This is a genomic window from Phyllobacterium zundukense, from assembly GCF_002764115.1.
Classification (GTDB): Bacteria; Pseudomonadota; Alphaproteobacteria; order Rhizobiales; family Rhizobiaceae; genus Phyllobacterium; species Phyllobacterium zundukense.
In genome coordinates, this window is sequence record NZ_CP017940.1 from 2,042,929 (window position 1) to 2,057,427 (window position 14,499).

The 14,499-nt window shown below is 58.1% G+C and carries 16 protein-coding genes; 5 read left to right on the top strand and 11 right to left on the bottom strand.

Translation table 11 applies throughout. The annotated features are described in order from the left end of the window. Positions 1–40: 40 nt before the first annotated feature. The 8 genes from BLM14_RS10270 to BLM14_RS10305 all read right to left on the bottom strand — a co-directional run bounded on the left by BLM14_RS10270 (position 41) and on the right by BLM14_RS10305 (position 7,211). Complete coding sequence (locus tag BLM14_RS10270; RefSeq protein ID WP_100001187.1) at positions 41–1,219, bottom strand: BaiN/RdsA family NAD(P)/FAD-dependent oxidoreductase; 1,179 nt, start codon at positions 1,217–1,219, stop codon at positions 41–43. Further along, on the bottom strand, positions 1,219–2,013 hold the full coding sequence (locus BLM14_RS10275; RefSeq protein WP_099999272.1) for a YdcF family protein: 795 nt from the start codon (positions 2,011–2,013) through the stop codon (positions 1,219–1,221). The genes BLM14_RS10270 and BLM14_RS10275 overlap by 1 nt, the downstream gene beginning before the upstream one ends. Positions 2,014–2,015: 2 nt before the next feature. Next, positions 2,016–2,495, bottom strand: coding sequence for a GNAT family N-acetyltransferase (locus BLM14_RS10280; RefSeq protein ID WP_099999273.1), 480 nt, complete (start codon positions 2,493–2,495; stop codon positions 2,016–2,018). Beyond that, the gene (gene gatA, locus BLM14_RS10285; RefSeq protein WP_099999274.1) at positions 2,486–3,967 is read right to left on the bottom strand and encodes an Asp-tRNA(Asn)/Glu-tRNA(Gln) amidotransferase subunit GatA; all 1,482 of its coding nucleotides are present in this window, start codon (positions 3,965–3,967) and stop codon (positions 2,486–2,488) included. Before gatA ends, BLM14_RS10280 begins: the two co-directional genes overlap by 10 nt. A gap of 9 nt (positions 3,968–3,976) precedes the next feature. Beyond that, a complete protein-coding gene (locus BLM14_RS10290) occupies positions 3,977–4,459 on the bottom strand; it encodes a GNAT family N-acetyltransferase (protein ID WP_099999275.1) in 483 nt (160 codons plus the stop codon). An 8-nt stretch (positions 4,460–4,467) separates the two neighbouring features. Further along, positions 4,468–4,755: an Asp-tRNA(Asn)/Glu-tRNA(Gln) amidotransferase subunit GatC gene (gene gatC / locus BLM14_RS10295; RefSeq protein ID WP_099999276.1), complete on the bottom strand. Its 288-nt coding sequence runs from the start codon at positions 4,753–4,755 to the stop codon at positions 4,468–4,470. Between the two features lie 88 nt (positions 4,756–4,843). Then, the gene (locus BLM14_RS10300) at positions 4,844–6,445 is read right to left on the bottom strand and encodes a hypothetical protein (protein ID WP_099999277.1); all 1,602 of its coding nucleotides are present in this window, start codon (positions 6,443–6,445) and stop codon (positions 4,844–4,846) included. Positions 6,446–6,506: 61 nt separating this feature from the next. Then, complete coding sequence (locus BLM14_RS10305) at positions 6,507–7,211, bottom strand: metal-dependent hydrolase (protein ID WP_099999278.1); 705 nt, start codon at positions 7,209–7,211, stop codon at positions 6,507–6,509. 120 nt (positions 7,212–7,331) lie between these two features. Between BLM14_RS10305 and ruvX the strand changes: the two genes are divergently transcribed. Then, positions 7,332–7,832 (top strand): Holliday junction resolvase RuvX, encoded by a 501-nt coding sequence (ruvX, locus tag BLM14_RS10310; RefSeq protein ID WP_100001189.1) that lies wholly within the window; start codon positions 7,332–7,334, stop codon positions 7,830–7,832. Here the strand turns inward: ruvX and BLM14_RS10315 are convergent. Further along, positions 7,796–8,119: a DUF6105 family protein gene (locus tag BLM14_RS10315; protein ID WP_099999279.1), complete on the bottom strand. Its 324-nt coding sequence runs from the start codon at positions 8,117–8,119 to the stop codon at positions 7,796–7,798. The genes ruvX and BLM14_RS10315 overlap by 37 nt on opposite strands. Positions 8,120–8,409: 290 nt before the next feature. Then, complete coding sequence (locus tag BLM14_RS10320) at positions 8,410–10,041, bottom strand: acyl-CoA dehydrogenase family protein (protein ID WP_162293146.1); 1,632 nt, start codon at positions 10,039–10,041, stop codon at positions 8,410–8,412. Between the two features lie 257 nt (positions 10,042–10,298). Between BLM14_RS10320 and BLM14_RS10325 the strand changes: the two genes are divergently transcribed. The 4 genes from BLM14_RS10325 to dprA are packed head-to-tail and all read left to right on the top strand — an operon-like array spanning position 10,299 to position 14,324. Next, the gene (locus BLM14_RS10325) at positions 10,299–11,276 is read left to right on the top strand and encodes an aspartate carbamoyltransferase catalytic subunit (RefSeq protein WP_099999281.1); all 978 of its coding nucleotides are present in this window, start codon (positions 10,299–10,301) and stop codon (positions 11,274–11,276) included. After that, positions 11,273–12,559 carry a dihydroorotase gene (locus BLM14_RS10330; protein WP_099999282.1) on the top strand — a complete coding sequence of 429 codons (1,287 nt, stop codon included), beginning with the start codon at positions 11,273–11,275 and terminating at the stop codon, positions 12,557–12,559. The genes BLM14_RS10325 and BLM14_RS10330 overlap by 4 nt, the downstream gene beginning before the upstream one ends. Before the next feature lie 20 nt (positions 12,560–12,579). Further along, positions 12,580–13,194: a glycerol-3-phosphate 1-O-acyltransferase PlsY gene (gene plsY / locus BLM14_RS10335; RefSeq protein WP_099999283.1), complete on the top strand. Its 615-nt coding sequence runs from the start codon at positions 12,580–12,582 to the stop codon at positions 13,192–13,194. Then, on the top strand, positions 13,191–14,324 hold the full coding sequence (dprA, locus tag BLM14_RS10340) for a DNA-processing protein DprA (protein ID WP_099999284.1): 1,134 nt from the start codon (positions 13,191–13,193) through the stop codon (positions 14,322–14,324). Before plsY ends, dprA begins: the two co-directional genes overlap by 4 nt. Here dprA and BLM14_RS10345 read toward each other — a convergent pair. Continuing rightward, on the bottom strand, positions 14,292–14,492 hold the full coding sequence (locus tag BLM14_RS10345) for a hypothetical protein (RefSeq protein ID WP_099999285.1): 201 nt from the start codon (positions 14,490–14,492) through the stop codon (positions 14,292–14,294). The genes dprA and BLM14_RS10345 overlap by 33 nt on opposite strands. Between the last annotated feature and the right edge of the window lie 7 nt (positions 14,493–14,499).

Here is a 14,499-nt window from a genome sequence, read left to right on the forward strand (position 1 = left end):
CCTGACAACTTGGTGTCAGGAGCTATTCAGAACCGAACCATCATACAGCCTGACCGGCAACCCAGCCCGACGACCAGGCCCACTGGAAATTATAGCCGCCGAGCCAACCGGTTACATCCACAACTTCACCGATAAAATACAGCCCTTTATTGGATTTGGCTTCCATGGTTTTTTGATCGAGCCCGTTGGTGTCGACGCCGCCAAGCGTAACTTCGGCGGTGCGATAGCCTTCGGAACCGGCTGGCTTCACCTGCCATTCATTGACTGCCTTCTCGACGGCGAGCAATTGCTTGTCGGAAAGGTCCGCCAGATGGGCTTCGATCTTGCTGTTTTCCGCGATCAATTGTGCGAGCCGCTTGGGCAGCAACTCTGCAAGCGCCGTTTGAAGCGCTTGCCGGCCATTGCGGGCGCGTGCGGCACGCAGGGCATCGAAAACCTTTGTGCCTGGAAGCATGGCGACTGAGATTGTGTCGCCTTCCCGCCAATAGGATGAAATCTGCAGGATGGACGGGCCGCTGAGACCGCGATGCGTGAACAGCATGGCTTCCGTGAACTTTGTCTTGCCGTGGCTCACCACCGCATCGACCGAGATGCCGGAAAGCGGTTTGAGCGGAGCGAGCGTGTTCTCGTCAAAGGTGAGAGGCACCAGCGCCGGCCGTATCTCGGTAAGATCGAGCCCGAACTGCCGGGCAATATCATAGCCAAAGCCGGTCGCACCCATCTTCGGAATGGATTTGCCGCCGCAAGCGATTACCAGCGACGCGCATCTCACGCGCTCACCCGCCAAATCGACGACATAGCCATCGCCGGATTTTTCGATAGAGTCCGCGCTTGTGCGTAATCGAAGTTCCACCCCTGCCCGGTTCATCTCCGTGACCAGGAGCTCGATGATCTGCTTTGCCGATCCATTGCAGAAAAGCTGGCCTAGCGTCTTTTCGTGCCACGCGATGCCGTAGCGATCAACCAGGCCTATAAAATCGCGCTGCGTGTAGCGCCGCAAGGCAGAGATGCAGAAATGCGGATTCTTGCTGATATAGTTTTGCGGCGCCGCATTGAGATTGGTGAAATTGCAGCGGCCTCCACCGGATATGCGAATCTTTTCTCCGGGTGCGGCTGCATGATCGATGATGAGCACGGAGCGCCCGCGCTTGCCGGCTTCGATGGCGCACATCATGCCCGCGGCGCCTGCGCCGATAATGAGAACGTCCACCTGCCTCATCATGGCGATGGCAACAGCTGGTCGATGCGCCCGGTCATCCAATAGGCAAGAAGGCCAACCCATTCTTTCAGCGCCAGGGACATGTTCTGCAGGGAGTCCTGAGGATTATCCTGCGCAAGACCAATGGTCTCATTCCCGGATGTGCGGTAATCCGATGGCCATGGCACGACGTCGAACCCGGCCTTGCGGAAAAGGCCGACGGAGCGGGGCATGTGAAATGCAGATGTGATGAGAACCCAGGTCTCGCCCGGCTTGGCGTCCACCATTTCCTTGGTAAAAACCGCATTCTCATAGGTATTGCGCGACTGGCTTTCCATGATGAGCCGATTCGGGGCAATGCCGAGCGCTGTCAGCAGCCGCGGTGCTGTTACACCATCCCCCTCGCCCTCGAGGATCATGTTGCCGGTTCCGCCAGTGACCACGACCTTCGCCTCTGGATGGCGCGCTGCAAGAATTGCGGCCTCGACAAAGCGGTCGCCACTCGAATTCATTTCGTAGCCGCCGCGCACGAGATTGACGCCGCCCTCAAGGCCCCCGCCAAGAACCACGATGCCGTCCACCTTGTCCGGCAACGCAGCCGGGCGCTGGAAGCGGTCTTCAAGCGGGTGCATCATCAGCGCACCAAGCGACGTCCACGCACCAAGCGCCAGCACCAGAAATGCGCAAGACGCCGCAAGCATCGCCGTGCGACGCCAGGCAAGCAACAACGCAATCAATGATATGCCCACCAGCAGAATGGAAAAGTTGAGTGGCTGGGCGAAGAACCAGAAGATTTTCGAGAGGTAGAAAAACATCCTTACCCGAGCTCCGCCAGCATCTTCACCTTGTCGATCTCCCGCTCGAGGCTGGTCGACCACTCCGGACCCTGCTCGACAATATCGAAACCCTCGCGCTGATAAAGCCGGATGGCTCCCACATTGCGGGCATGGGTACCGATACGGGCTTTCGTATAACCAGCTTCCGCGATGGCGGACATCAATGCGCGCAGGAGTGAGGAGCCGATGCCCTGCCCCTGAACAACGGGCTCCACCCACAGGTCCGAGATATAGTCATTGTCTTCTTCCCGGGCACCCCAGCCAAGCACGGTCTCGTCAGCTACGGCGACAAGGACATCGCGGTACGACGCCTCGGCAAATTCGCGAAACGCCTGCTCGACATGCGCCCGCATGCCCGGCAATTCCGGCTCAAACGAAAAGACGTTGGACGCCCAGGCGCGGGAGCCGATCGCAGCGATCGCTGCGATGTCGGCTTCTGTTGCGCGCCTGATTACCACCATTTCGGCGCGTTGAACTTGCCTGCGGCCTGTTCGATCACATAGGCGGTCTGGAATAGCGTTTCCTCGTCGAACGGCCGGCCAATGAGCTGCAGGCCGAGCGGCAGGCCCCTGGCGTCGAGACCAGCCGGCACTGCAATGCCCGGAAGTCCCGCCATGTTGACCGTCACGGTGAAAATGTCGTTGAGGTACATTTTGACCGGGTCGGCCGCCATATCCTGGTCTGCAATGCCGAACGCCGCGGAAGGCGTCGCCGGGGTCAGAATTGCATCGACGCCCGCATGGAAGACGTCCTCGAAATCCTTCTTGATCAGCGTACGTACCTTTTGCGCCTGGAGGTAGTAGGCGTCGTAGTAACCGGCGGAAAGGACGTAGGTGCCGATCATGATACGGCGCTTGACCTCGTCGCCAAATCCGGTGGCGCGGGTCTTCTCGTACATGTCGACGATATCCCTGCCCGGGACACGCAGGCCGTAGCGAACGCCGTCATAGCGGGCGAGATTGGACGAAGCTTCCGCCGGAGCCACGATATAGTAGGCAGGCAGCGCATACGTTGTATGCGGCAGCGAGATATCGACGATCGAAGCACCGGCATCCTTCAGCCAGGCAATACCCTGCTGCCAGAGCTTTTCGATCTCTTCCGGCATGCCATCGACGCGGTATTCCTTCGGGATGCCGATCTTGAGCCCGGCGAGCGGCTTGCCGATGGCAGTTTCGTAATCGGGAACGGCGATGTTGACGGATGTCGTGTCTTTCGCATCGACCGAAGCCATCGATTTCAACAGGATCGCCGCATCGCGTACATCGCGAGCGATCGGCCCTGCCTGATCCAGCGACGACGCGAAGGCAACAATGCCCCAGCGCGAGCAGCGGCCATAGGTCGGCTTGATGCCGACCGTGCCGGTGAAGGCCGCAGGCTGGCGAATCGAACCGCCGGTATCCGTGGCGGTCGCACCGGCACAAAGCCGTGCGGCGACGGCAGCAGCCGAGCCGCCGGACGAACCGCCGGGCACCAGATCGGCATTGGAACCCTTGGCGCGCCAGGGATTCTTCACCGGACCGTAGTAGGAGCTTTCATTGGACGAGCCCATGGCGAACTCATCCATATTGAGCTTGCCGAGCATGACCGCGCCATCCGCCCAGAGATTGGCAGTGACGGTGGATTCGTAGTGCGGCTTGAAGCCGTCGAGAATATGCGAGGCGGCCTGGGTATGGACGCCTTCTGTACCGAAAAGGTCCTTGATGCCGAGCGGAATACCTTCCAGCGCTCCGGCATTGCCAGCGGCAAGGCGAGCATCGGAGGCTTCCGCCATCTGCAGCGCCTTTTCCGGCGTGGTGACGATATAGGCGTTCAGCGCCTCGTTGGCGTTCTCGATCGCCTGGATATAGGCGCCGGTCAGCTCGGTGGCGGTGATCGCCTTCGCTTTCAGCTGGTCGCGCGCCTCGGCAATGGTGAGAGCGGTTAGATCGGTCATATCAAGTCCTTATTGAGCTGGCGCAAGGGCAAGCTGCTTTTCGTAAAATGCACTATGTTCGGAATCCGGGTAGTCGAGGACCACGCCGCAACGGGTAAAGCCGGAACGCTCATATAGGCGGTACGCATCCGCGAAACCGGGCCCAGTGCCGGTTTCGAGAACGAGCCGCGTGACGCCCTTGTCTTTCGCGAGATTGGTAATCGCATCAAGCAACGTCGAGCCTACACGCTGGCCGCGTATCGTCGGCCGCGTGAACATGCGCTTGACCTCGCCTACGCCGTCACCGTGTTCCTTGAGAGCCCCGCAGCCGACAGCATGCCCATTTTCATCGCGCGCCACGAAAACCGTGGTGTCGTCGCCCGCCATCTGCTCAACAGTCATCTTGAACTGGCACTCGATGGGAGAAAGCGGCAGGAGATGGTCGTTGAGATCATCAACCAGCGCGCGGACATCGTCCTGAAGCGGCGTTTCAACGGCAACGGAGATAGCCATCGCTGCGCTTACTCCACCACTTTCGGGACAACGAAGAAGTTTTCTTCGTGGATGGGCGCATTGGCAACGATGTCAGCGGCCTTGCTGCCATCATTGACCACGTCTTCGCGCTTCTTCATCGCCATGGGCGTAACCGAGGTCATCGGTTCGACCCCGTCCACATTGACTTCGTTCAACTGTTCGACAAAGCCAAGAATGGCATTCAACTGGCCGGTCATGCGTGTCGCATCATCCTCGCTCACGGCAATTCGGGCGAGGTGCGCAACACGTTTGACGGTGGAAATATCGACAGACATTCGGGATTCCTGGAATTCAAGTTTTGATTACAGACCTATAGTGTCCGTTGCAGCCAAGCGCAACGGACAAGAGGGCGTGAAACGGGCCTTACTGAGCCGGGGCGGTCTGGTTGTCTTCCTCGTCATCGGGCACAATGACATTGTTATCCAGCGTCGCGCCACCATCCAGCGCGCCATCGCTGCCGGGTTCGACAACCGGATCGGGCCCTTTGACCGGATTGCCATTGATATTCACCGAGCCGTCGGCCTTCTGATCGACAATCCACTGGATATGTCCGTTCGGCAATTGCGTACCGAAATCCTTGGCGAGCTTGGCGAAGACGATATAGTCCTTGATCTCCGGTTCCTGTTCGGAAGCCTTTGTCAGGCGGTCAAGCGCTGCATCGAAACCTGTCATTTCCCACGTCGTGCGGCTTTCCGGCTTCAGCGCGGTGAATGATACCTCACCCTCGACCGTCAGTTCAGTATCCGCCGTCCTGATCAAGCTCTTGTTGATGACCACCTTTGGCGGGTTCATCATGAATGCGGCAGCAGTGCTGGCTTCGAACTCATCGGAGAAGGGCTTTTCCCGATTCAAATCCATGTCAGCGATCGCCGCCTTGGCCACCGTGTCGAGATCGATCCCCGTAGCTCCGAATGCCAGCTCCACGTCCGTCGGCAGAAACGCCACGCTCCATTCAGGTATCGGAAGAACAGGATATTTCAAGCCATTGCTACGCAACGCATAATGGTATCCGCCACTCTTGCTTATGCCGTCAAAGTTGAGTTCCTGCGAAATGTTCTTTGCAGTGAAAGGTCCGAGAGGCGTTTCAACATCCATATCAGTAAAGCGATAGGCGCCGGAGAGCTTGTTCCACAACGGCAGCGCCGCGAGAAGTTTCGTCTTCAGCTCAGCCTGATCAGGATCTTTCAGCGTCTTTTCTTCTGAGTGAGCAATGAAGAACGCCCACAGATCCAGGAGCTCAAGATTGCGGAACCCCTTGCCCTCGGTATTTACTCCGAGTTCTTTGCCTCGAACGACCACCTTCAGCGGATCGGCGGGAGCAGATGCAACAGAACTACCGTCTGTCGCAGTGTCGTCAGCGGATGGTGGAGACTTGATGACCATTGTCTCCTGGAAATCGGCTGCGGTCTGGATATTGCTGAAATCAATTCCGCCTGTCGCAGCCGGGCTTCCGATCATCTCTCCCTTGGCCGAATTCGCACTGGCTTCGACGTCCTGAGTCGGACTGGTCGACTTCATCTTGAACGAGCCGTAAGAGAACGACGCCTTGGAGAGCGCGCCGATCTTCGGATCGAAGATTCCGTTCATGTTGGCGTTGTCGACGGACCACTGGATCGATTCAGGTCCTGTCGGAGCCGTTACTTCGACCGAGCCGGCGGGCATCATCGTTGATGAAACATTCCATGTTCCGTCGGCGAGCGGCTTCGCCAGCAGGCTATATTCGCCAAAATCACCCTTGAAATAGTCCTGCTTCGGCAATGATTCGAGCAGCTTGCCCGTGCTGAACGTTACGCGATAACTGTCTCGTTCTGGAACGACATTGACGATATTTTTCTCTATCGCCGTCTTTCCCACATATTTCGACAGTGTTTCCGCCAGTTTCTTGGCGCCTTCCGCATCGATCGTTTGCGCAAAGACTGGCGTCGTTGCGATCATCATGCAGGAAATCAGAACCAGTCTGCGCACATTATTCTCCAAGATGTCGTTGCCGTAAGCGTTACCTTGAAACCGCTTTAGCGGCTTTGGATCAAACCGTAAAATGCTCATTTGTCGTGGGAACAATAACCTGACTCTCGCCGCCCTCCATTCCGGCGACGAACTTGTCCGCTGTCTGGTCGATGATCGGGAACGAGCCGTAATGGCACGGTATGGCTTTCGCGAACTTGAAGTAGCGGCGCGCGGCGAGAGCTGCGACTGCGCCGCCCATGGTAAAGCGGTCACCGATTGGCACGATGCCGATTTCCGGCTGGTGCAACTCGTTGATAAGCGCCATGTCCGAGAAAATGTCCGTGTCGCCCATGTGATAGAGCGTTGGCTCATCGTCGAAATGGAATACGAGCCCATTGGCACTGCCCAGCGAGTGGGAAACGCCGTCCACTGTCATGAACGCCGATGAATGCAGCGCATTGACATAAGTCACAGTGAAACCGTCATATGCAACGGTGCCACCGGTGTTGGTGGGGTCGACACGGGCAACGCCGCGGTTCCCCAGCCATGTGACCAGATCCGCGTTGCCCGTAACCAGCGCACCGGTATCCTTGGAGAGCTCCACCGTATCGCCGACATGATCGCCATGGCCATGGGTCAAGACGATATGGCTGACGCCCTTGGCTGCTTCCTTGAAGTCCACGCCTTTTGCGCCGGGATTTCCTTTGAGAAAAGGGTCGATCAGGATCGTGCTTTTCGCCGTTTCGATCCGGAAGGCCGAATGGCCGAGCCATGTGATATTCATGTCCTTATCCCTTCATTTACAAGTGAATGCTCGCCACAGGCGTTTAGAGCAGCTATGTGACAGATGTTGTGGATTAAAGCGATCCATCAACCGGCATTTCAAGTGCAGGAAGCAATCAAATTGACGGTACTGACGATTGAACAGTTGGAAGATCACGTTGCGGAGGGCAAGACCGTGGCCGGTCTCGACCTCGGCACGAAAACGATCGGCATTGCCATTTCGGATCGCGGATTTTCCTTTGCCAATCCCCGCCCAGTGTTGAAGCGTCGCAAATTCACCCATGACGCGCAAGATTTGTTGAAAGCATTGAACGCCGACAATGTCGGCGCCATCGTCATCGGATTGCCGGTGAACATGGATGGCAGCGAGGGGCCGCGTGTACAGGCAACGCGCGCTTTCGTCCGCAATATGGAGAAGCTGACCGATCTCCCTTTCATCTATTGGGATGAGCGACTGTCGACCGTTGCAGCGGAACGCGTTTTGATCGGCATGGATGTATCGAGACAAAAACGCGCCGAGCGTATCGATTCAGCGGCGGCCGCTTTCATTCTGCAAGGCGCATTGGACCGCCTGCAAAGTCTGCGTCAGGATACGGATACCGACGGCAATTCCTTCACATAGCCCGCACGGGCAGCACGCCACGCCTGGACCCAGGCAATGATTTGCTTGCGGCGCCGAAACGCTATCAGACACAGGACCAGCCCCGTATCGACGATGCATGCTCGCGCAACCAGCGGTGGAATGCTTTCGGGCGCGATGCCCAGCGCATTGCCGTAAATCCTGAAAACCAGGTCATGCATGTCGCGGCTGAAAAAATACATGCCCATGCTCAGGTCGTAATAGGAAAGAAAATACCATCCCCACAAGAAGCCCAGCGGCCCAGCCCAAAAAATCAGGAAGCTGCGCATTCAGTTTCTCCTCGTTTGGAAGGTCATCATCATTTTTTCTTAACCCTGCGTTTTTGCAGTGCATTTTCGTATCGAAGTGATATCGTTTAAGAAGGTAATCGCAACGTAAACCCTTTGTTAAGGTTAATTTACGAAAATTTAATTCAAATTGAAGGTATTAGCGAGCCCCCTTTCGCGCCTCGGATGCATTTTTTTGGTGCGTCATCGGGATTTTTTGACAAAACGACGAGATACACGCGGTGCGTGCACCGCATGTCATTCAAATTTGTGCTTGCTGGGTTTTTTTCGGATCAGCCCGGCGCTGGATAGAGCGAGCCGATGATGCTTTTGGCATTGTGACGCGCGTCAAGCATTCCATAGGTCGTCCGCCATTGGCCGCCCAGGCGGGTTTCGATGAAAGCATCGGCGATATCCTCCGACTGGAGATACCGCAGTTCCGCACCGGCCGCTGCCAGGGCCAGTTGCTCCGTCAGGATCCGCGCCGCGCCTTCATCGTTTTCGGCAACGCGCATGGCCGCACGCAGCACTTCCACAGTGCCCTGCCCGCCGCGTCCAAGCTGCGCGCCGATCCAGTTCAATACTTCTTCGAAAAGCTGCGGGCCGCGCTTCAGGACACGCAGCACATCGAGTGCCATGACATTGCCCGAGCCCTCCCAGATCGCATTGACCGGCGCTTCACGATAGAAACGGGCGAGATTTCCTTCTTCTATGTAGCCATTGCCGCCGAGACACTCCATGGCCTCGTAGAGCATGGCAGGCGCAATCTTTGCGACCCAATACTTGACTACAGGCGTCATGACGCGGGCGAAAGCCGCTTCACCGCGGTCCTTCGCTGCATTGTCGAACGCGCGCGCCAGACGAAGGGTCAGCGCGGTTGCGCCGGCCACATCGAGCGCCATATCGGCCAGAACCCGCAGCATCAGCGGCTTGTCGATCAAAGGGCTTTCGAAAACGATGCGGTGCCGGGCGTGGTGCACGGCTTCGGCAAGGCCCGCACGCATCAATCCGGCCGACGCGATGGCGCAATCGAGGCGGGTCAGCGTCACCATGTCGATGATCGTCTTGACGCCGTCGCCCGGGTTTCCAACCATCTGACCGAGTGCATTGTCGAATTCGACCTCCGACGAGGCATTCGAGCGATTGCCGAGCTTGTCCTTCAGGCGCTGGAAGCGGAAACCATTCGACGAGCCGTCCGGCAGAATACGCGGAACGAGGAAACACGACAGGCCTTCGCGCACCTGAGCCAGGACGAGGAACGCATCGGACATCGGTGCCGACATGAACCACTTATGGCCGGTAATGCGATAGAAACCGCTTCCGGCAGGTTCCGCGCGCGTCGTGTTGGTGTGAACGTCTGTGCCACCCTGCTTTTCCGTCATCCCCATGCCCAAGGTGAGACTTGCTTTCTTGGCCGGCGATTTATTGCTTGAATCATATTTGCGCGGCAGGATCAGCGGCGACCACTCACGATAGAGAGTGGGGGCCGCCATGAGCGCGGCCAGCGACGCGCTTGTCATGGTCAGGGGACAGAGATGCCCGCATTCCAGCTGCGATGTCAGATAGAATCGTGCCGCCCGAGATTGATGACGCAGCCCGGCTTCCGCCTTGCCATCTTCCCAGATCGACGAATGCAGGCCCTGCGCCACGGAACGGCGCATGAGCGCATGATACGCCGGATGATAGTCAACGACATCGATCCGGTGGCCCTGACGGTCATGGGTCCGCAACCTCGGCACTTCGGTATTGGCCAGGCGCGCCAGTTCCTGCGCATCGCCGGAAAGGACAAAGCGCCCGCTCTGCTCCAGTTCCGTGCGAATGGCTTGCGGGAACCGTTTGGTGATCTGCATCAACAACGGATCGCCCAGAAAGGCATTGAGGCCAATCATCGGAGGCGTCTGGTTGAGAACGTCATGAGTTTTCAAGAAACTGTCCTGATTCAAATTTCAATCTTCGTGCGGCATCACGGGTCCGGCCACGCATTCAACTCTTTATGGGGTGAAGATTCTGACAAGCGGTTAATTTACCCAGTATATGGACTCTCATGCGATAGTCGATATTCATCATTGCAATCGTTTTGCAGTTTGGTGTTTTCAGGATCAATATTTTGGGGACCGAGGGGCGATATGGGGTCGCGGGCGCTTGCGAGGCGGCGGGTTCAAGCCTATAGGGGGGACTTGATATGACATCAGAAACACTCCCCCTCCTGTTTCCCCACCGCCACTTGCTTGGCATCAAGGGTCTTTCTCCTCAAGACATCGTTCAACTGCTTGACCTCGCCGAAAGCGAGATTGCGGTTTCGCGCCAGTCGGAGAAGAAAAAAGCCACCTTGCGCGGCCGCACCCAGATCAATCTTTTCTTCGAGGCTTCGACCCGAACGCAATCGTCCTTCGAGCTCGCCGGCAAACGGCTCGGCGCCGATGTAATGAACATGTCGGTCGGCAATTCCTCGGTGAAGAAGGGCGAAACGCTGATCGATACGGCCATGACGCTCAACGCCATGCGGCCCGATATCCTGATCATCCGCCACGCTTCGGCGGGAGCCGCTGCCCTCCTCGCACAAAAGGTCGGCTGCTCCGTAGTCAATGCGGGCGATGGAGCGCATGAACATCCAACGCAGGCGCTGCTCGACGCACTCACCATTCGCCGCGCCAAGGGCAAGGTCGAGCGGCTGACCGTCGCGATCTGCGGTGACGTGCTGCATTCGCGGGTGGCGCGGTCGAATATCCTGCTTCTCAACGCTCTCGGTGCACGCGTCCGCGTGGTTGCGCCCTCGACCCTCCTCCCGGCAGGCATTTCGCACATGGGAGCCGAAGTCTTCCACACGATGGAAGACGGCTTGAAAGACGCTGATGTGGTGATGATGCTGCGCCTGCAGCGCGAGCGCATGGCAGGCTCCTTCGTCCCCTCGGTACGCGAATATTTCCGCTATCACGGTCTTGACCGCGAAAAGCTCAAATACGCCAAGCCCGACGCAATCGTAATGCACCCGGGGCCGATGAACCGCGGCGTCGAGATCGCCTCGGACGTGGCGGATGGTGTCCAGAGTGTCATTCAGGAACAGGTCGAGATGGGTGTTGCCGTGCGTATGGCAGTGATGGAGGCGCTGCTCGATCCGCGCCGCAATGCGGCCTCGACTACGGGAGATGTGGCTGGATGAGCACCACCGTTCTGCAGAATGCCCGTATTGTCGATCCCTCGCGTGACCTCGATGAACTCGGCACGTTGATCATCAAGAACGACAAGATCGTTGCGGGCGGCGCCGGTGCCCGTAATCAGGGCGTGCCCGAAGGGTCAACCGTCATTGATTGCCTGGGCAAGGCGGTCCTGCCCGGTCTGGTTGATGCGCGCGTATTCATTGGCGAACCCGGCGCCGAACATCGCGAAACCATCGCCTCCGCCAGCCACGCGGCAGCCGCAGGCGGTGTAACCTCGATGATCATGATGCCGGATACGGATCCGGTCATCGACAACGTGGCCCTCGTCGAATTCGTCATGCGGACGGCGCGCGATACGGCTGTGGTCAATGTCTACCCCGCTGCCGCCGTCACCAAGGGCCTGCTCGGCGAGGAAATGACCGAGATCGGTCTGCTGCGCGAGGCTGGCGCGGTTGCGATTACGGAAGGCCGGCACTCCATTGCCAACACGCAGCTCATGCGACGTGCCCTCACCTACGCCCGCGATTTTGGCGTGGTTCTGGCGCATGAGGCACAGGATCCTCATCTCGGCATCACAGGCGTGATGAACGAAGGCCTCTACGCCAGCTGGCTTGGCCTTTCCGGCACACCGCGCGAGGCCGAAGTCATTCCGCTCGAGCGCGACATGCGCCTTGCTGCGCTGACCCAGGGTGCCTACCACGCGGCCCAGATTTCGACAGCCATGTCGGCTGAAGTGATTTCGCGCGCAAAGCAGAACGGGTTGAACGTCACGTCTGCGGTATCGATCAATCACCTCTCCCTCAACGAGAACGATATTGGCGAGTTCCGCACCTTCTTCCGCCTGCAGCCACCGCTGCGGCTCGAGGAAGACCGGCTCGCAATGGTTGAAGCGCTGCGCGATGGCACAATCGACATTATCGTGTCCGCGCACGATCCGCAGGATGTCGACACGAAGCGCCTACCTTTCGCTGATGCGGCAGCGGGCGCAATCGGCCTCGAAACACTACTCGGTGCGGCTCTCCGACTGCATCATAATGGTGACGTTCCGCTGCTGCGGATCGTCGAGGCCCTGTCCAGCGCACCCGCCAGAATTTTCGGGCTGGATGCCGGTTCCTTGCGGCCCGGTTCCAGGGCAGATGTGACCATAGTCGATCTTGACGAACCGTGGGTTGTGAAGGAAGAAGACTTACGGTCGCGTTCCAAGAACAGTTGTTTTGAGGGCGCGCGTTTTCAAGGCCGCGTTGTTCAGACATTTGTTGCAGGAAAGTCAGTTTTCAGCATCTAAAGACATCAAGGGGACGATGCATGTCGGATTTCTTCAACGGGCAAGCAGGATTTCCGCTTCTCCTGTTCGCACTCGTCTTCGGCTATCTGCTCGGCTCGTTTCCCTTCGGCCTGATCCTGACGCGCATGGCCGGGCTCGGCGACGTACGTAGCATCGGCTCCGGCAATATCGGTGCAACCAATGTCCTGCGCACAGGCAACAAGAAGCTGGCGGCTGCCACGCTGCTGCTTGATATGCTGAAGGGTACTGCGGCGGTTCTGATCGCCGGGATCGTCAGCCCGGAGGCGGCAATCGTAGCAGGCTTTGGTGCTTTTCTCGGACACATCTTCCCGGTCTGGCTCAAATTCAAGGGCGGCAAGGGTGTTGCGACTTATCTTGGTGTCCTGCTTGGCCTGTTTTGGCAGGGGGCTCTCATCTTTGCTGCTGTCTGGCTGATCATCGCCTACACGACCCGCTACTCTTCGCTCGCCGCCCTCGTCGCGGCCGTCATTGTTCCCGTTGCTCTTTATATTATCGGGTTCCATCAGATCGCAGTACTTTTCTTCGTGCTGACGATCATCGTCTTCATCAAGCATAGAGCGAATATCCAACGTCTTGTTTCCGGAACGGAAGGCAAGATCGGCGCCAAGGGATGAGCGACGAAAAGAAGGGCATACGCCTTTCTGACAGCCAGCGGCTGAACTGGCTGAGATTGATCCGGAGCGAGAATGTCGGACCTGCCACTTTCCGCGATCTGATCGCTCATTGCGGTTCCGCCGCTGATGCTTTGGAAATGCTGCCCGAGCTTGTCCGACGTGGCGGTGCCGGGCGTCCGATCCGCATTGCAAGTATCGAAGACGCCGAACGCGAGATGCGGGCAGCTGCGCGCATGGGCGCAGTCTTCATTGGCATCGGCGAACCGGACTATCCGCGGTATCTCCGGCAGTCCGACAATCCCCCACCCTTGGTCGCAGTCAAGGGGAATCCCGAGGTCTTCCAGCTTCCACCCGTCGCCATCGTCGGCGCCCGCAATGCCTCGCTGGTCGGGATAAAATTTGCCCGCACCATCGCGCGGCAACTTGGCGAAGCCGGCTTTGCCATCATTTCGGGACTCGCGCGAGGGATCGATGCAGCGGCCCACGAGTCAAGCCTTGATTACGGAACCGTAGCAGTCATGGCTGGCGGGTTGGACCAGCCATATCCTCCGGAAAACCTCGATCTTTATCGGGCGATCTGCGAGCGCAATGGTGCCGTCATCAGCGAAATGCCCTTTGGATGGGAACCGCGTGCCAGGGACTTTCCGCGTCGCAACCGAATCATAGCGGCGCTGTCACTTGGTTTGGTTGTGGTCGAGGCGGCAGAGCGTTCAGGCTCATTGATCAGCGCGCGACTTGCCGGAGAGCTAGGCCGATTGGTCTTTGCCGTGCCCGGCTCTCCCCTTGATCCAAGAGCGAAGGGCACGAACGGATTGTTGAAGAACGGAGCGATTGTGACCACGTGTACCGAAGACATCGTGACCGCACTGCGGCCGCTTGTTGAACGGCCCGACATCGATGATCCAGCGTTCTTGGCGCCGGAGTCCGACTTTCCGGCAATAAATCCTCCCGATGAGTCCGAGCGGGACCGCTTCGTCAACCTGCTCGGCCCCGTTCCGGTCGAAATCGACGAACTGATACGCACCAGCGAACTACATCCCTCAGTGGTAATGTTAATTCTGCTTGAACTGGATCTTGCCGGACGTTTGCAACGCCACTCAGGCGGACATGTTTCGCTGATTTACCCCTGAGCCGACCCCAATGTCCTTGCGCAGCTGATCACTGCTTTCAATATATGCAATCTCTATAAGATAGGCCAACATCTCCAACCGGTTCGTTTTGGCCATCGCCCGTAATTCACCCAGCATCTGCTGAATAAACCTTGCATTCTCAGTCCGATTGATTTGACGATCGCTCATAATTTCA